The organism is Pseudomonas kairouanensis (assembly GCF_004682055.1).
Classification (GTDB): domain Bacteria; phylum Pseudomonadota; class Gammaproteobacteria; order Pseudomonadales; family Pseudomonadaceae; genus Aquipseudomonas; species Aquipseudomonas kairouanensis.
On sequence record NZ_QUZU01000010.1, the window covers coordinates 119090 to 136655 of the forward strand.

At 61.4% G+C, this 17566-nt stretch carries 14 protein-coding genes; all 14 read left to right on the top strand.

Annotated elements, in window-relative coordinates; translation table 11 throughout:
• Positions 1-255 precede the first annotated feature (255 nt).
• Positions 256-4701 (top strand): glutamate synthase large subunit, encoded by a 4446-nt coding sequence (gene gltB, locus DYL59_RS10930; protein ID WP_135289192.1) that lies wholly within the window; start codon positions 256-258, stop codon positions 4699-4701.
• Positions 4702-4733: 32 nt separating this feature from the next.
• On the top strand, positions 4734-6152 hold the full coding sequence (locus DYL59_RS10935) for an FAD-dependent oxidoreductase (protein ID WP_135289193.1): 1419 nt from the start codon (positions 4734-4736) through the stop codon (positions 6150-6152).
• Between the two features lie 244 nt (positions 6153-6396).
• The gene (gene hemE, locus DYL59_RS10940) at positions 6397-7464 is read left to right on the top strand and encodes a uroporphyrinogen decarboxylase (RefSeq protein ID WP_135289194.1); all 1068 of its coding nucleotides are present in this window, start codon (positions 6397-6399) and stop codon (positions 7462-7464) included.
• A 316-nt stretch (positions 7465-7780) separates the two neighbouring features.
• Entirely contained in the window at positions 7781-9241 is a 1461-nt protein-coding gene (gbpA, locus tag DYL59_RS10945; protein ID WP_135289195.1) for an N-acetylglucosamine-binding protein GbpA, read from the top strand.
• 97 nt (positions 9242-9338) lie between these two features.
• Positions 9339-9863: a cytochrome b gene (locus DYL59_RS10950; RefSeq protein ID WP_135289196.1), complete on the top strand. Its 525-nt coding sequence runs from the start codon at positions 9339-9341 to the stop codon at positions 9861-9863.
• Between the two features lie 17 nt (positions 9864-9880).
• A complete protein-coding gene (locus DYL59_RS10955) occupies positions 9881-10366 on the top strand; it encodes a type II secretion system protein N (RefSeq protein ID WP_238340662.1) in 486 nt (161 codons plus the stop codon).
• Positions 10367-10370: 4 nt separating this feature from the next.
• Positions 10371-12236 (top strand): type II secretion system secretin GspD, encoded by a 1866-nt coding sequence (gene gspD, locus DYL59_RS10960; protein ID WP_135289197.1) that lies wholly within the window; start codon positions 10371-10373, stop codon positions 12234-12236.
• Positions 12233-13681, top strand: coding sequence for a type II secretion system ATPase GspE (gene gspE / locus DYL59_RS10965; RefSeq protein WP_135289198.1), 1449 nt, complete (start codon positions 12233-12235; stop codon positions 13679-13681). Before gspD ends, gspE begins: the two co-directional genes overlap by 4 nt.
• Before the next feature lie 2 nt (positions 13682-13683).
• Complete coding sequence (gene gspF / locus DYL59_RS10970; RefSeq protein ID WP_135289199.1) at positions 13684-14889, top strand: type II secretion system inner membrane protein GspF; 1206 nt, start codon at positions 13684-13686, stop codon at positions 14887-14889.
• Positions 14890-15333, top strand: a complete 444-nt coding sequence (gene gspG / locus DYL59_RS10975) for a type II secretion system major pseudopilin GspG (RefSeq protein WP_135289200.1) — start codon at positions 14890-14892, stop codon at positions 15331-15333. It begins immediately after the preceding gene.
• A gap of 4 nt (positions 15334-15337) precedes the next feature.
• Positions 15338-15799, top strand: coding sequence for a type II secretion system minor pseudopilin GspH (gene gspH / locus DYL59_RS10980; RefSeq protein WP_135289201.1), 462 nt, complete (start codon positions 15338-15340; stop codon positions 15797-15799).
• On the top strand, positions 15789-16181 hold the full coding sequence (gspI, locus tag DYL59_RS10985; RefSeq protein WP_272948849.1) for a type II secretion system minor pseudopilin GspI: 393 nt from the start codon (positions 15789-15791) through the stop codon (positions 16179-16181). The genes gspH and gspI overlap by 11 nt, the downstream gene beginning before the upstream one ends.
• Complete coding sequence (locus tag DYL59_RS10990; RefSeq protein ID WP_135289203.1) at positions 16174-16722, top strand: type II secretion system protein GspJ; 549 nt, start codon at positions 16174-16176, stop codon at positions 16720-16722. The genes gspI and DYL59_RS10990 overlap by 8 nt, the downstream gene beginning before the upstream one ends.
• On the top strand, positions 16719-17564 hold the full coding sequence (locus DYL59_RS10995; RefSeq protein ID WP_135289204.1) for a type II secretion system protein GspK: 846 nt from the start codon (positions 16719-16721) through the stop codon (positions 17562-17564). Before DYL59_RS10990 ends, DYL59_RS10995 begins: the two co-directional genes overlap by 4 nt.
• Positions 17565-17566 lie beyond the last annotated feature (2 nt).

The window sequence follows — 17566 nt, forward strand, 5'->3', positions numbered from 1 at the left end:
CACAGTGGCTTTTGAGTCGTAGCGGTCAAAATTAAAAAAGTTTTGACTAGCACAGCATATCGCTTTAAACCTTTCATAAATGCGACATAGATTTGCGACATCTCGTCGCTAAATTTGTGAGCGTCTGTGTCGGTGTGTACAATGACCTCCCTTTTGCCCCCCGCTAAGCCGGCGTACGTTCGGCGTGGAAGGTAACCGGTTGAATTGAAAAGAAATTTGCCTCGGTATAAGAGGCAGCCTGGTGAGAAAGTGTCTATGAAAGCAGGTCTGTACCAACCCGATGAATTCAAGGATAACTGCGGTTTCGGCCTGATAGCCCATATGCAGGGCGAGCCCAGTCATACCCTTTTGCAAACGGCCATCGAGGCCCTGACCTGCATGACCCACCGCGGTGGGATCAACGCCGACGGCAAGACCGGTGACGGTTGTGGCCTGCTGATCCAAAAGCCCGACCTGTTCCTGCGCGCCGTCGCCAAAGAGCAATTTGCGGTCGAACTGCCCAAGCAGTACGCCGTGGGCATGGTGTTCTTCAACCAGGACCCGGTCAAAGCCGAGGCCGCTCGCGAGAACATGAACCGCGAAATCGTCGCTGCCGGCCTGCAACTCGTCGGCTGGCGCAAAGTGCCGATCGACACCAGCGTGCTCGGCCGCCTGGCCTTGGAGCGCCTGCCGCAGATCGAACAAGTGTTCATCGCAGGCGACGGCCTGAGCGACCAGGCCATGGCGATCAAGCTGTTCACCTCCCGCCGCCGTTCGTCGGTTGCCAACGCTGCTGACGCTGACCACTACATCTGCAGCTTTTCCCACAAGACCATCATTTATAAAGGCCTGATGATGCCGGCGGACCTCACCGCCTTCTATCCAGACCTGAGCGACGAGCGCCTGCAAACCGCAATCTGCGTGTTCCACCAGCGCTTCTCCACCAACACCCTGCCGAAATGGCCGCTGGCCCAGCCATTCCGCTTCCTCGCCCACAACGGCGAGATCAACACCATCACCGGCAACCGCAACTGGGCTGTGGCCCGTCGCACCAAGTTCGCCAACGACCTGATGGACCTCGAAGAGCTCGGCCCGCTGGTCAACCGCGTCGGCTCCGACTCCTCCAGCATGGACAACATGCTCGAACTGATGGTCACCGGCGGCATCGACCTGTTCCGTGGCGTGCGCATGATCATTCCGCCAGCGTGGCAGAACGTCGAAACCATGGACCCGGACCTGCGTGCGTTCTACGAGTACAACTCGATGCACATGGAACCGTGGGACGGCCCGGCCGGTGTGGTCATGACCGACGGCCGCTACGCGGTGTGCCTGCTCGACCGTAACGGTCTGCGCCCGGCGCGTTGGGTCACCACCACCAATGGTTTCATCACCCTGGCGTCGGAAATCGGCGTGTGGAACTACCAGCCGCAAGACGTGATTGCCAAAGGCCGCGTAGGCCCTGGCCAGATCCTGGCCGTGGACACCGAAACCGGGCAGATCCTTGACACCGACGCCATCGACAACCGTTTGAAGTCCCGTCACCCGTACAAGCAGTGGCTGCGCAAGAACGCCCTGCGTATCCAGGCGACCATGGAAGACAACGACCACGGTTCGGCTTTCTACGACGTTGACCAGCTCAAGCAGTACATGAAGATGTACCAGGTCACCTTCGAAGAACGTGACCAGGTGCTGCGCCCCCTCGGCGAGCAAGGCTACGAGGCTGTCGGCTCCATGGGCGATGACACGCCAATGGCCGTGCTGTCCCAGCGCGTGCGCACGCCATACGACTACTTCCGCCAGCAGTTCGCCCAGGTGACCAACCCACCGATCGACCCGCTGCGCGAAGCCATCGTGATGTCGTTGGAAGTGTGCCTCGGTGCCGAGCGCAACATCTTCCAGGAATCGCCTGAGCACGCCTCCCGCGTGATCCTCAGCTCGCCTGTGATTTCGCCGGCCAAGTGGCGCTCGTTGATGACCCTGGATCGCCCAGGCTTCGACCGCCAGATCATCGACCTGAACTACGACGAGAGCCTGGGCCTGGAAGCCGCTGTGCGCAACGTCGCCGACCAGGCCGAAGAAGCCGTGCGCGCCGGTCGCACCCAGATCGTTTTGACCGACCGCCACATTGCTCCGGGCAAGCTGCCGATCCACGCATCCTTGGCCACCGGCGCGGTGCATCACCGCCTGACCGAAAAAGGCCTGCGCTGCGATTCCAACATCCTGGTGGAAACCGCCACCGCCCGTGACCCGCACCACTTTGCGGTGTTGATCGGTTTCGGCGCCTCGGCGGTGTACCCGTTCCTGGCCTACGAAGTGCTGGGCGACCTGATCCGCACCGGTGAAGTGCTGGGCGACCTCTATGAGGTGTTCAAGAACTACCGTAAGGGCATCACCAAGGGCCTGCTGAAGATCCTGTCGAAGATGGGCATCTCCACCGTCACGTCCTACCGTGGCGCGCAACTGTTCGAAGCCATCGGCCTGTCGGAAGAAGTCTGCGACCTGAGCTTCCGTGGCGTGCCAAGCCGCATCAAGGGCGCGCGTTTCGTCGACATCGAAGCCGAACAAAAAGCCCTGGCAGCCGAAGCCTGGAGCGCGCGCAAGCCGATCCAGCAGGGCGGCCTGCTCAAGTTCGTGCACGGTGGCGAATACCACGCGTACAACCCGGACGTGGTCAACACCCTGCAAGCCGCCGTGCAGCAGGGCGACTACGCCAAGTTCAAGGAATACACCTCGCTGGTGGACAACCGCCCGGTGTCGATGATCCGCGACCTGTTCAAGGTGAAAACCCTGGACACCGCCATGGACATCAGCGAAGTCGAGCCGCTGGAATCGATCCTCAAGCGCTTCGACTCCGCTGGTATTTCCCTGGGCGCGTTGTCGCCTGAGGCTCACGAAGCCCTGGCCGAAGCCATGAACCGCCTGGGTGCGCGTTCCAACTCCGGCGAAGGCGGTGAAGACCCGGCGCGCTACGGCACCATCAAGAGCTCGAAAATCAAGCAAGTGGCCACGGGTCGTTTCGGTGTAACCCCGGAATACCTGGTCAACGCCGAAGTGCTGCAGATCAAGGTGGCCCAGGGCGCCAAGCCCGGTGAGGGCGGCCAACTGCCAGGCGGCAAGGTCAACGGTTTGATCGCCAAACTGCGTTATGCAGTACCCGGCGTGACCCTGATCTCGCCTCCGCCGCACCACGACATCTACTCGATTGAGGACTTGTCGCAGCTGATTTTCGACTTGAAACAAGTCAACCCGCAGGCCCTGGTCTCGGTGAAACTGGTAGCTGAAGCCGGCGTGGGCACCATTGCCGCCGGTGTGGCCAAGGCCTATGCCGACCTGATCACCATCTCCGGCTATGACGGCGGCACCGGCGCTTCGCCTTTGACCTCCATCAAGTACGCTGGCGCTCCGTGGGAGCTGGGCCTGGCAGAAACCCACCAGACCCTGCGCGGCAACGACCTGCGCGGCAAGGTGCGTGTACAAACCGACGGCGGCCTGAAAACCGGCCTCGACGTGATCAAGGCCGCCATCCTCGGCGCCGAAAGCTTCGGCTTCGGCACCGCGCCGATGATCGCCCTGGGCTGTAAATACCTGCGCATCTGCCACCTGAACAACTGCGCCACCGGCGTCGCCACTCAGAACGAAAAACTGCGCAAGGATCACTACATCGGCACCGTCGACATGGTGGTGAACTTCTTCACCTACGTCGCCGAAGAGACCCGTGAGTGGCTGGCCAAGCTGGGCGTGCGCTCCCTCGAAGAACTGATCGGTCGTACCGACCTGTTGGAAATCCTCGAAGGCCAGACCGCCAAGCAGCACCACCTGGACCTCACGCCGCTGTTGGGCAGCGATCACATCCCGGCCGACAAGCCGCAGTTCTGTGGTGTTGAGCGCAACCCGCCGTTCGACAAAGGCCTGCTGGCCGAGAAGATGGTGGAAATTGCCGGCTCGTCGATCAATGACGCCAGCGGTGGCGAATTTGAACTGGATATCTGCAACTGCGACCGTTCCATCGGCGCACGCATCTCCGGCGAAATCGCGCGCAAGCACGGCAACCAAGGCATGGCCAAGGCGCCAATCACCTTCCGTTTCAAGGGCACTGCGGGCCAAAGCTTTGGCGTGTGGAACGCCGGCGGCCTGCACATGTACCTCGAAGGCGACGCCAACGACTACGTGGGCAAGGGCATGACCGGCGGCAAGCTGGTGATCGTTCCGCCTAAAGGCAGCGTCTACAAGACCCAGGACAGTGCCATCATCGGCAACACCTGCTTGTACGGTGCCACCGGTGGCAAGCTGTTCGCTGCCGGTACTGCTGGTGAGCGTTTCGCCGTGCGCAACTCCGGTGCCCACACCGTGGTGGAAGGCACGGGCGATCACTGCTGCGAGTACATGACCGGGGGCTTTGTCGCGGTATTGGGCAAGACCGGTTACAACTTCGGTTCGGGCATGACCGGCGGTTTCGCCTACGTGCTCGACCAGGACAACACCTTCGTCGACAAGGTCAACCACGAGTTGGTCGAGATCCAGCGCATCAGCGGCGAAGCCATGGAGTCCTACCGGAACCACTTGCAGCATGTGCTGGACGAGTACGTCGAGGAGACCGGCAGCGAATGGGGTCGTAACCTCGCCGAAAACCTCGATGATTACCTGCGTCGTTTCTGGCTGGTCAAGCCCAAGGCTGCCAACCTGAAATCGTTGCTTTCCAGCATCCGTGCCAACCCGCAGTGATATGCGCCTGAAGAGTTTGATGAGGTTTTAACATGGCTGAACGTCTGAATAACGACTTCCAGTTCATCGATGTCGGGCGCAAAGATCCGAAGAAGAAACTGTTGCGTCAACGCAAGAAAGAGTTCGTGGAAATCTACGAACCCTTCAAACCCCAGCACTCGGCCGACCAGGCCCACCGCTGCCTGGGTTGCGGTAACCCGTATTGCGAATGGAAGTGCCCAGTGCACAACTTCATTCCCAACTGGCTCAAATTGGTGGCCGAGGGCAACATCCTCGCCGCCGCCGAGCTGTCGCACCAGACCAACACCCTGCCGGAAGTGTGCGGCCGGGTGTGCCCGCAGGACCGTCTGTGCGAGGGTGCCTGCACCCTTAACGACGGCTTCGGCGCGGTGACCATTGGCTCGGTGGAGAAGTACATCACCGACACCGCCTTCGCCATGGGCTGGCGCCCGGACATGTCCAAGGTCAAGCCGACCGGCAAGCGCGTCGCCATCATCGGCGCCGGCCCTGCGGGCCTGGGCTGCGCCGACGTACTGGTGCGTGGCGGCGTGACCCCGGTGGTGTTCGACAAGAACCCGGAAATCGGCGGCCTGCTGACCTTCGGTATTCCCGAGTTCAAGCTGGAAAAAACCGTACTGAGCCACCGTCGTGAAGTCTTTACCGGCATGGGTATCGAGTTCCGTCTCAATACCGAGATCGGCAAAGACATCACCATGGAGCAACTGCTCGAAGAATACGATGCCGTGTTCATGGGCATGGGCACCTACACCTACATGAAGGGCGGTTTTGCCGGTGAGGACCTGCCGGGCGTGTACGACGCGCTCGACTTCCTGATCGCCAACGTCAATCGCAACCTGTGCTTTGAAAAGTCGCCGGAAGATTTCGTCGACATGAAGGGCAAGAAGGTCGTGGTGCTCGGCGGTGGCGACACCGCGATGGACTGCAACCGTACCTCGATCCGCCAGGGCGCCAAGTCGGTGACCTGTGCTTATCGTCGTGACGAAGCCAACATGCCCGGCTCGCGCAAAGAGGTGAAGAACGCCAAGGAAGAAGGCGTGAAGTTCCTCTACAACCGCCAGCCGATTGCCATCGTCGGTGAAGACCGCGTCGAAGGTGTGAAGGTGGTCGAGACCCGTCTCGGCGAACCGGACGCCCGTGGCCGTCGCAGCCCTGAGCCGATCCCGGGTTCCGAAGAGATCATCCCGGCGGATGCCGTGGTGATCGCCTTCGGCTTCCGCCCAAGCCCGGCGCCGTGGTTCGAGCAGTTCCAGATCCAGACCGACAGCCAGGGCCGCGTCGTGGCCCCGGAACAAGGCCAGTACAAGCACCAGACCAGCAACCCGAAGATCTTCGCCGGTGGCGATATGGTGCGTGGTTCTGACCTGGTGGTAACCGCGATTTTCGAAGGCCGTAACGCCGCCGAAGGCATCCTGGATTACCTGCAAGTCTGAGCCCTGATCCCGGGTTGAAATGGGATCAAATTGTGGGAGGGGGCTTGCTCCCGATAGCGGTGTATCAGTCACCCAATTCATTGGCTGACACACTGCAATCGGGAGCAAGCCCCCTCCCACATTTGTTTTGAGTGCATTCAAGACATTGCCGCAAATCAACCCAATAGATAAAAGGCGCGGCCCATTCCGTGCCTTTTGCGTCCGGCTCTGAGAAAATGCCCGCACTTTTTTTGCGGATGCCGACATGACTGCCCTCAAGAACGACCGTTTCCTTCGTGCCCTGCTCAAGCAACCCGTGGACGTCACCCCCGTGTGGATGATGCGCCAGGCCGGTCGCTACCTGCCGGAATACCGCGCCAGCCGCGCCAACGCCGGTGACTTCATGAGCCTGTGCATGAATCCTGCGTTCGCCTGCGAAGTCACGATGCAGCCCCTGGACCGCTACCCACAACTGGACGCGGCCATCCTCTTCTCCGACATCCTCACCATCCCTGACGCCATGGGCCAAGGCCTGTACTTCGAAACCGGCGAAGGCCCGCGTTTCAAGAAAGTGGTCAGTACCCTGGCCGACATCGAAGCCCTGCCGATCCCCGATCCGCACAAAGACCTGGGCTACGTGATGGACGCCGTCAGCACCATCCGTCGCGAGCTTAACGGCCGCGTGCCACTGATCGGCTTCTCCGGCAGCCCATGGACCCTGGCCACCTACATGGTCGAAGGCGGCTCGTCGAAAGACTTCCGCAAGACCAAGGCCATGCTCTACGACAATCCACAAGCGATGCACCTGCTGTTGGACAAGCTGGCGCAGTCGGTCACCTCTTACCTCAACGGCCAGATCATGGCCGGTGCGCAAGCGGTGCAGATTTTCGACACCTGGGGCGGCAACCTGTCGTCGGCGGCGTACCAGGAGTTCTCCCTGGCCTACATGCGCAAGATCGTCAGCGGCCTGATCCGCGAGCACGAAGGCCGCAAGGTGCCGGTGATCATGTTCACCAAGGGCGGCGGCTTGTGGTTGGAAAGCATTGCCGACGCCGGTGCCGATGCACTGGGCCTGGATTGGACCTGTGACCTGGGCGAAGCCCGTCGGCGCGTGGGTAACCGCGTTGCGCTGCAAGGCAACATGGACCCCACCGTGCTGTACGCAAAACCGGAAGCGATCCGCACCGAAGTCGGCCGCATCCTGGCCAGCTATGGCAAGGGCACCGGGCACGTGTTCAACCTGGGGCATGGCATTACGCCGGAAGTGAATCCGGAGCATGCAGGCGCATTCTTGCAAGCCGTGCATGAGTTGTCCGCGCAATACCATCAGTAACACCCCCGCGATTGAACTTCATCACCCTCTGTCCAAGAGGGTGATGTCGGCGCTTGTGGCTCAATGATTATTGTTTTTTCATTGTGTTTGGCGCGTGCCTGATTTTGTTTAAATAAATAATTAGTTGTAGGAATAGTCTTAAGGTTTTGTGCGCCATAATTATTATTGGGAAGTTTCTATGTTAATAATTCAATTTATCCTACATACGGGTTTCTTGTAATCTATAAAACTTCGTCCCGCTTGTGCTACAGCAACCGTAGAACGTCGTCCATATCGTCGATATGGGTTTGTCAGGTCGTTAAGTTGGGTCGAAATTATGATCAAGAAAGAGTTGTCCCGTTGGGGCGGTGCGTCTTCGCTCGCCTTGTTAAGTGCTTTGTTGCTGCCCGCCCAAGGGGTCCAGGCGCACGGTTATCTGAATGACCCTCCCTCCCGCGCATTGCAGTGCCAGAAAGGCCTGAACAAGGATTGCGGTGGTGCGCAGTACGAGCCGCAAAGCGTCGGTGAAACCTTCAAGGGGTTCCCGGCAGGCGTGGGCGGTGCTCCGTTGCAAGGGCCGGTTGACGGCAAGATCGCCAGTGGCGGTATCGGCCTGTTTTCGGCCATGGACGCCCAGTCGGCCGTACGCTGGCACCAGACCGAGATCAAGGACCGAAATATCAATTTCGAGTGGAAGTACACGGCGGCACACCCTGCCACCAAGCATGAGTACTTCATCACTCGCAATGGCTGGAACCCCAACAAGCCGCTGGAGCGTGCCTCGTTTGACAGCACGCCGTTCTGTGCGGTGGATGGCGGTAACGTCCTGCCTGTCGAAGGGAAGAAGCATGCCTGTGTGCTTCCTCAAGACAAGAATGGCGCCCACATCATTCTCGGTGTCTGGACCGTCGGTGATACCGATGCGGCGTTTTACAACGTCGTCGATGTGAACATTCTTGCCGAGGCTGACCTGCCTGGCGGATGGAGTGCTGTCGGCAGTATCACCCCTTCCACCACGCTGTTGGTGGGTGACAAGGTCAAGGCGCGCGCCTTTACCGCAGCAGGCGAAAGCGCGGCCCATACGGTGCAAATCAGCATCGACAAAGCCGAAGACGGCCAGCCCCAGAATTGGGGCTTCAAACTGGCTGAGAAAATCAACCAGACCCAGACCCTGATTCAAGCAGGTATCCGTGGTGAGGACGGCGCCATTGTTCCGGTCAAGGGCAACAACAACCTCTTCGCCCAGAAAGACAGTGGCGTGGTTCGGTATGAACTGAGCCTGGACGTCAAGGAGGACACGCAAGCGCGTATGGCGTTGGCGGCGTTCGCCAGCGAGTACGTATTGGAGAAGGGCCGTTCAACCCTCGACTTTCCGATGGTCGCCAACCGCGACATGAACATCGAAGCCACACTGTTCAACGCCAGCCACAAGCCGGTCGGCACCGTGAAGGCGTCGGCGCAGAGTGGCAACACCTGGCTCAAAATGGATGTGCGTACCGAGCCGGGTACACACCATATGACGTTGGTGGGTACCACCACAGATGGTCGCACCACACGCCAGGATACTCAGCCGGTAAACCTCACGGGTGAGGGCGGCGCCAAGGACTATCACTTTGTGTTCCCGGATGGCCTGGCCAGTTACGACGCGGGTACTCGTGTCTTGCATCCGAAGACCGGTGAAGTCTATGAGTGCAAACCGTTCCCTGTGTCGGGCTACTGCAAACAATACATCCCGACTGCCAACGGCTATGAGCCGGGTGTCGGTCACCACTGGCAAGACGCCTGGGACCAGCTCTGACCGTTAGTTGAATAAGCCTGGGCAAGTTCATGTGAACTTGCCCAGATGCTGGTGTGTTGTGTATGTCTACAGTTTGGAATATCAGTTGGAAAAGTGCATGCGCTATACGCCGGCCCAAGTTGTGCTGCATTGGGTGTCGGCGGTTGTTATTTTATGGACGCTGGTGTCCGGCTTTTATGTAGCTGTTTTTGATGTTGTGGCTACAACTAAGGAGTGGGTGGGGTTTGTCAATGTATCGTTGACGTCGCTTTATATTCCGGTGTTTATCCTCAGGGTCTATTACTCATTCATGCATGGGTTTACTACGTTTAATCGAAGGCGGTCAATCAACGAGTACATGGCGTTGTTTGTTCATAAAGCGATTTATTTGGTATTGGGCGTTGTGTTGGTGTCGGGCGTATTGATGATGGATCGCCCTATCAACCTATTTGACGTCTTGGCGATTGCTCAACCGTTAACCGATCCGATGGCCATTGAGTGGTTCATGCGGCTGCATATCCAGGCCTGCATCGCTTTATTGGTTCTGGTTGCCGTGCATGTGGGGGCCGTTATCAAACATGAAATGTGTGGCCGCAGGGTCCTCAAAAATATGTCTTTCTCCCAAGGGGCGGACCTCCCGTGAAGCCGACAGGTTGGCGGGTGCTCCTTCTGATGCTGCCCATGAGCTACGGGCTGGTGCTTGGGTGGCAGGAATGGCAGTTGCGGCGGACGCAATGGGCCCCCGTGCAACCGCTACCGGCACCGTTGCCCACGCTGACACCCGTCTTCGCGCTCAACACCCAGGCGGTGGCGACGGTGCTTGGCCTGAGCAGTCACGGCAGTGTCATGGACAGTGCTGAACCGCTGACCCTGCTGGCCACAGTGGTCGCCGGCAACAGCGAGTCGCGAGCCTTGCTGGCGGGGCCTGAAGGCGAGCGCTTTTACCGTGCAGGCGAACGCCTGCCGGGAGGCAGCTTGTTGCGTCGTATCGAGCCTGCACACGTGGTGTTGTGGCGCCAGGGGCGTGAAGAGCGGTTGAGCCTGTACCCCACAGGCGAGCGTTTTCTCCAGCCTGCCGACACCCTTCGGCAGGCTGGCGCGACGCGCCATCTACGGCCCACCGTCGAATCATCGAGGAGTGAGTAGGTTGATGAACAGCATGATCGTGCAGCGTGCCCTGGTGGTCGCCGTTGCAGCGTTCGCCTTTTATGGCGGGCCCTCGTCAGGCACGGAGCAGCGCTGGCAACTGACGATGAACAACGCCGAGCTGCGTGATGTCGTCGAGGAGATGTCGAGCATCCTCGACACCACGGTAATTCTTGATCCGAAAATCCAGGGGCGCATCACGGTCATGTCCCGCCAGGCGCTGGATCGCGAAGGCGTGCGGCGCCTGTTCTACAGCGTGCTGGATGCGCATGATTTCAGCGTCATCGACCAAGGCGACCAGATCCTTATCGTTCCGGTTGCCCAAGCCAAGTCCCAGGCCAGCGCCATGGCTGAACGCCCGCCGGCTGCGCAGCAGTTCGTGACCCAAGTCTATGCGTTAGGCGCCAGCAGTGCGCCGGACCTGGCGGGCCTGGTGCGGCCACTGATCTCGCCCAACGGGTATGTCGGCCCCTCGGTGTCTGCCAATGCCTTGGTGATTACGGACACTGCGCGCAACGTTGGCCGAATTGGCGAGGTTATCCGGCAGTTGGATTCCGGCGCCAAAAACACCCATGAATTGATCGAACTGCACCACGGCGTGGCGGCTGATATTGCGCGCCTGATGGAGGCTTCCCTAGGCAAGCAGAATCCCGACAGCGCCATTCAGGTCCTGGCCGACTCGCGCAGCAACCGATTGGTCATCGTCGGTACGCCAGAGGTGCGCCAGCGCCTGGTGCAACTGGCCCGCAGCCTGGACACGGCCACGCCTGCGCGACTGGACAATGCCCGCGTGATGCGCCTGCGCTACAGCGATGCCAAGCAATTGGCCGAGGTGCTGGACACCATGGGGCAGGGCACGAAGACAACCTCGATATCCACGGGCCTGAAAGACGCTGCAACCAGCCAGCCATTCATGGTGCGGGCAGATGAAAGCCAGAACGCCCTGGTGATCGTGGCCGAAGCCGCCCAGCTCGCCACGCTGGAAGGGATCGTCAAGGAGCTGGATCAGCCACGGGCCCAAGTGCTGATCCACGCGGCGATTGTCGAGGTCAGCGGCGACATCAGCGAGGCGCTCGGCGTGCAATGGGCGTTCAATGGCGGCCGCGCCCAGGGGGTCGTCAATTTTCCAGGTACCGGCATCCCGATTCTTGGCGCTCTCAAGTTTGACGAAAGTACCGTCGCCCCCGAAGGCGCGCTGCTGAAACTTGGCACTGATCGCTTTGGTGCGTTGATCTCGGCCCTGGCCAGCAACACCCACAGCAACCTGTTGTCGACTCCGAGCCTGTTGACCCTGGACAACCAGGAGGCAGAAATCATCGTTGGTCAGAACGTGCCGTTCAAGACCGGTTCCTACGCCACCACAGGCAGTGGCGCAGACAATCCCTTCACGACCGTGGAGCGCAAGGACGTCGGGATCAGCCTCAAGATCAAACCCTATATCAATGAAGGCTCGACCTTGCGCCTGGAGGTGGAGCAGGAGGTTTCGGACATTGCGCCGGCAGTATCCGGCGTCGACTCCTCGGACCTGATCACCAATAAGCGTGCGCTGAAAAGCACGATCCTGGCCGATGATGGCCAGATCATCGTCATCGGCGGCCTGATCAAAGACAGCGTACGCAGCCAGAAAAGCGGTGTGCCGTTGCTGCGCGATATTCCCTACCTGGGCGCATTGTTTCGCTGGAGCCGTGATACCCAGACCAAAAGCAACCTGATGGTGTTCCTGCGGCCAACCATCGTACGCAGTGGCCAGGACCTCTCCGGTATCAGCCAGCAGCGCTACCAGGACCTGCGCGAGCAAAGCCAACCGCGTCTGCCCGATGAGGCGGCGCAGTTGTTCGACGCGCGCCGACCGGCGTCGGAGGCGCAATGAAGCCATTGCCCTTTGGTTTTGCCCGACGCTTTGGCGTGTTGCTCGATGATGGCCAACTGTTGGTGCGCAGTGACACGCCCTTGAGCGCGATTGCCGAAGCACGGCGACTGAGCGATCACGAGTTGCCGTTGCAAGTGCTGGCCGGCGATGCCTTTGCCGAGCGCTTGGCCCAGGCGTACAGCGACGGGCAAAGCGCCGCCGAGCAAGTGGCCCAGGGGTTGGACGATGAGCTGGACCTGCTCAGCCTGGTGGACCAGGTGCCGCAGGCCGCCGATTTGCTGGAGCAGCAAGGTGACGCACCGATCATTCGGCTGATCAACGCCTTGCTCAGTGAAGCCGTACGGGAAAAGGCCTCCGATGTGCACCTGGAAACCTTTGAACATACGCTGACGGTGCGCATGCGGGTGGACGGCCAGTTGCGCGAAATGCTCAAGCCACGGCGAGAACTGGCGACGCTGCTGGTGTCGCGCATCAAGGTCATGGCGCGCCTGGATATCGCCGAAAAGCGCGTGCCCCAGGATGGCCGCATGGCCCTGCGCCTGGCCGGCCACGAAGTGGATGTACGCGTTTCTACATTGCCCTCGGCCCACGGTGAAAGGGTGGTGCTGCGCCTGCTCGACAAACAGGCCGGGCGCCTGCAACTGGCACGCTTGGGCATGGCGCCGCACACCCTCGCCGGCTTGCAACAACTGCTGGGCAAACCCCACGGAATCTTCCTGGTGACCGGCCCCACCGGGTCGGGCAAGACCACCAGCCTTTACGCCGCGCTGACCCACCTCAATGACCAGACCCGCAACATCCTCACCGTTGAAGACCCGATTGAATATCACCTGCCGGGTATCGGCCAGACACCGGTCAATCCCAAGGTCGACATGACCTTTGCGCGAAGTTTGCGGGCGATCCTGCGCCAGGACCCTGATGTGGTGATGGTGGGCGAGATTCGTGACGGTGAAACCGCCGAGATCGCGGTGCAGGCCTCCCTCACCGGGCACTTGGTGCTGTCGACGTTGCACACCAACAGCGCCATCGGTGCCATCACCCGGTTGGTGGATATGGGGGTGGACGCTTATCTGCTCGCATCATCCCTGGTCGGCGTGCTGGCTCAGCGTTTGTTGCGCACGCTCTGCCCGGCCTGCAAGGCCGCCGGTGTAGCGGATGCCGAGGTGTGTCGGCGGTTGGGCCTGGACCCTGAGCGAGCGCCCCAGGTGTTCAGGGCCGCTGGCTGTGAGCAATGTCGCCAGGGCTATCGCGGGCGTATTGGCATCTACGAGTTGGTCAGCATCACGCCTGCACTGTCGGCGTTGATACATCAAGGTGCCAACGAACAGGTGCTGTTGGCCCAGGCGCGGCGCTCTTCCCCCAGCTTGTTCGAAGATGGTCGTCGCCTGGTGCTCGAAGGGCTGACCAGTGTGGACGAACTGCTGCGCGTCACCCAGGAGGACTAGCCATGCCCACCTACGACTATCGAGCCCAGGACCGCGATGGGCGGGCGTGCAGAGGCCGGCAAGAGGCCGACAGCCCACGACATGCCCGGCAGTTATTGCGTGAGCGAGGGTTGTTGCCCAACCAAGTGCAGGCTGCCAGCGAGCGCGCCGCCCGGGGGCCGGTGCGGGTGGCAGGGTTGAGTGCGGCAGACCTGGCGCTGCTCACCTTGCAGTTATCGACCCTGGTCCAGGCCGGTTTGCCTTTGGAGCAGGCGCTGCAAGCCGTCGCCCAGCAAAGCCAAAAGCTGCGGGTCAGCAGCTTGCTTGCACAGGTGCGTGACCGGGTGATGGAAGGGCAGTCCCTGGCGTCGGCGCTTGGCGTATTTCCCCGTGCATTTCCCGAGGTGTTCCGCGCCACCATCGCGGCGGGTGAACGCTCCGGCCACCTGGGGCATGTGCTTGAGCAACTGGCCTGTTACACCGAGGCCCGCCAGGCCTCCCGGCAAAAAATCCAACTGGCCTTGGTGTACCCGGCGCTGTTGATGTTCGCCTGCGTGGCCATCGTCGGCTTCCTGCTCGGGTATGTGGTGCCGGATGTGGTGAGGATCTTTATCGACAGTGGCCAGCCGCTGCCTTGGCTGACCCAGGCCATGATCGCCTTCAGCCAGGGCCTGCGCACCTATGGCCTGGTGTTGTTGGCGTTGCTGCTGGGGGCCGGGGCGGCGTTGCGCTGGAGCTTGAGCCAGCCACGCTGGCGCTGGCAGTGGCACCGCCTGGCGCTGCACCTACCGTTGCTGGGCGGCGTCTTTCGCGCCATGGAGGCGGCGCGGTTTGCCAGCACCCTGGCGATCCTGGGCAAAAGCGCGGTGCCCTTGGTGGACGCCCTGGAGATTGCGGCCGCCGTGATCGGCAACGTCACCATCCGCGCGCGCATGAGCGATGTCGCCCGCTCGGTCCGCGAGGGCGGCACGCTCACCCGTGGGCTTGAACTCGGGGGCGACATCCCACCGCTGATGCTGCACATGATCGCCAGCGGTGAACGTGCCGGTGAACTCGACACGATGCTGGCCCGTGCCGCCGAGCAACAGGAAAAAAGCCTCGCCGCCCGTATTGCGCTGGTGGTGAGTTTGTTCGAGCCGGCGATGCTGGTGGTGATGGGCGGCGTGGTGTTGCTGATCGTCATGGCCATTCTGTTGCCGATCCTCAGCCTTAACCAACTGGTGAACTGAATGCAGGAAATGACCAAGGGCCAGCGGGGTTTTACCCTGATCGAAATCATGGTGGTGGTGGTGATCATCGGTGTACTGGGGGCCATTGTGGTGCCGCAATTCATGGGCCGCCCCGACCAGGCCAAGGCCACGGCCGCCAGGACCGATATCCAGGCCATCGCCACCAGCCTGGAAATGTACCGCCTCGACAACAGTCATTACCCCTCCACCCTGCAAGGCCTGGAGGCCCTGAGCAAGCGGCCCGCCGGTACGCCGCCTGCACGGAACTGGAACCCCCAGGGCTATCTGAAAAGTATCCCGATAGACCCGTGGGGCACGCCCTATCAATACCTGAACCCTGGGGTGCGTTCTGCCAACGGCGGCTATGACCTGTATTCCCTGGGTGCCGATGGTGTGAGCGGCGGCGAAGGCCTCGCGGCCGACATCGGCAACTGGGGTGAGTGAGCCCATGCGCAGGCAGAGCCGCGGCTTTACCTTGCTGGAACTGATGGTGGTGATCGCCCTGGTCGGCATTGTGCTCGGCGCGGTGAGCCTGGCAACGGGTAACAGCCCGGCACGCCAGGCACGGCAGGAGGCAGGCTTGATGCTGCAATTGCTCCAGCAACTGCGCGAACAGGCCGTGATCGAGGGGCGTGAATACGGGGTGCGCCTACAGCCGGGTGAGTACCAGGTATTTCGCCTGGAACCACAGGGGTGGCGGCCGTCAGGTGCAGCCCATCGGGTGGCCCAGGGCGTGCAGATGCATCTGCAACTGGAAGGGTTGCGCGTGGGCCTGGACCGGCCCGGGCCACAGTTGCTGGCCCTCAGCAGCGATGAAGTCAGTGCGTTTGTGCTGTCCTTTACGTTCGCGGAGCAGGTGTTGACCCGCATCGTCAGCGATGGCATCGGGGAGACATGGATTGAAAGCTAGACAGCGTCGGCGCCGGGCCCGACCGAAACACCGTGGGTTCACCCTGCTGGAGGTGATGATCGCCCTGGCCATTTTCGCCACGTTGGCCGCTGCGGTGATTGCCGCCAGCCATTACTCTTTGCGCCAGAATGCCCGGCTCAAAGAGCAAGTGCAGTGCGCCTGGGTGGCAGACAACCAACTGAGCGAGCTACGCCTGCAGTCGGCAACGCCTGGGCGCCAGCAACTGCTGCGGCATTTTGATGGGCGTGACTGGATTGTCGAGCAAACCCTCGCGCCGGCAACGGACCCACGCTTGCTTGAAGTGGATATCAGCGTCAGCCCTGCCGACGGCGGGCCGGCGGTCTACCACACCCGTGGCTGGATACCCACCGTGCATGAATAGACAGTCGGGTTTCACCCTGTTGGAACTGGTCGTCGCATTGGCCATCTTTGCCGTGCTGGGCCTTGCCAGTGCACGCCTGTTCGACACAGTAGTGCGTGCCCAACAGGCAACCGCCAGCCATGGGCAGGACCTGCGGCGTCTGCAGCGGGCCCTTGGGGTCATCGAACGGGATGGGTTGCAATTGGCGTCATCGGTCATTGTCCTGGGCCCCACGACCCTGCAACTGCTGCGTGAAAACTGGCGTAACCCACAGGACCTGCCGCGCAGTGAGCGCCAGCAAGTCCTGTACCGCCTGGATAACCGAGTGCTGTGGCGCGAAAGCCGCAGCCCGGAGTCCACAACGGTCGAGCGCCAGAAATTGCTCGACGATGTCGGCCTGTTGAGCTGGCGCTTGTTCGGCCCTGAAACGGGTTGGAGTGAGGTTTGGCCCGTGGGTAAAGACGCCGCCGCCAACCCTCCGCAAGCGCTGGAGGTGGTGGTGTCGGTTGGCCGTTTTGATCAGATTCGTCGCGTCGTGTCATTGCCGCAGGCGCGCCCATGAAGGGGCGCCAGCGCGGAGTAGCCTTGCTCAGCGTGTTGCTGGTGATGAGCCTGGCGCTGCTGCTGACGGCGGGCATGCTGCGCAGCCACCAGTTGATGGTGCAGGGCAGTGCCCGGCAGATCCATCAGTTGCAGCTTCGCCAACTGGCGTTGTCGGCAGAAGCGTGGGCAATGCTGGCCTTGAGGGCGGCTGGCGACGATGAGCCCCTGGCGGTGCACCGGGGGCAACCGTGGGCACATGTCACCTGGCCTTTCGACGCGCAGGGTGCCCGCGTTGCACTGGAGATCGAAGACCTGTCCGGCCGCTTGAACCTCAACGCGTTACTCGGTGCGGGCCAAGTCGATCAGGTCCCCCAGCAGCGCTGGTCGCGCCTGCTCGATTCCCTGGGGTTAAAACCGTTGGACCTGCAGGCAGCAGGCGAGCGCCAGGCGTTGAGCCAATTGCGCGTGCTGCCGGGCGTTGACGGCGAGACCTTGCGCCAGTTGGAACCTTGGGTGGCCCTGTTGCCCCGTGACGCAGGCTTGAACATCAACACTGCGTCACCGCAGGTGCTGTCGACGCTTGAGGGCCTCTCCCTGCCGACCGCTGAAGCCGTGGTGCGCCTACGGCCGGCCGACGGCTACCGCAGCGTCCAGGCCTTCACCCTCGACCCTTTGATTGCCGGGCTTGGGGTTACAGGCCACGGGTTGGGGGTCGGCAGCCGCTGGTTTCGCATCACCGTTGACGTGAGCGTGGGTACCAGCCACTTGCGCCTGGCCAGCGAGGTCGAGCGTGAACGTAAATCCGGGCGCTGGCGTGTGGTACAGCGACGTCTATTACCCGCCCCCCTGAGTGAGATCTAGCG

Bases quoted from the DNA above. Each gene is read 5' to 3' on its own strand.
- gspD (WP_135289197.1), top strand. From the start codon at position 10,371: ATGAACAGCATGATCGTGCAGCGTGCCCTGGTGGTCGCCGTTGCAGCG.
- gspG (WP_135289200.1), top strand. From the start codon at position 14,890: ATGCAGGAAATGACCAAGGGCCAGCGGGGTTTTACCCTGATCGAAATC.
- hemE (WP_135289194.1), top strand. From the start codon at position 6,397: ATGACTGCCCTCAAGAACGACCGTTTCCTTCGTGCCCTGCTCAAGCAA.
- gltB (WP_135289192.1), top strand. From the start codon at position 256: ATGAAAGCAGGTCTGTACCAACCCGATGAATTCAAGGATAACTGCGGT.
- gspE (WP_135289198.1), top strand. From the start codon at position 12,233: ATGAAGCCATTGCCCTTTGGTTTTGCCCGACGCTTTGGCGTGTTGCTC.
- DYL59_RS10990 (WP_135289203.1), top strand. From the start codon at position 16,174: ATGAATAGACAGTCGGGTTTCACCCTGTTGGAACTGGTCGTCGCATTG.
- DYL59_RS10950 (WP_135289196.1), top strand. From the start codon at position 9,339: ATGCGCTATACGCCGGCCCAAGTTGTGCTGCATTGGGTGTCGGCGGTT.
- gspH (WP_135289201.1), top strand. From the start codon at position 15,338: ATGCGCAGGCAGAGCCGCGGCTTTACCTTGCTGGAACTGATGGTGGTG.
- DYL59_RS10935 (WP_135289193.1), top strand. From the start codon at position 4,734: ATGGCTGAACGTCTGAATAACGACTTCCAGTTCATCGATGTCGGGCGC.
- DYL59_RS10995 (WP_135289204.1), top strand. From the start codon at position 16,719: ATGAAGGGGCGCCAGCGCGGAGTAGCCTTGCTCAGCGTGTTGCTGGTG.
- gspF (WP_135289199.1), top strand. From the start codon at position 13,684: ATGCCCACCTACGACTATCGAGCCCAGGACCGCGATGGGCGGGCGTGC.
- gbpA (WP_135289195.1), top strand. From the start codon at position 7,781: ATGATCAAGAAAGAGTTGTCCCGTTGGGGCGGTGCGTCTTCGCTCGCC.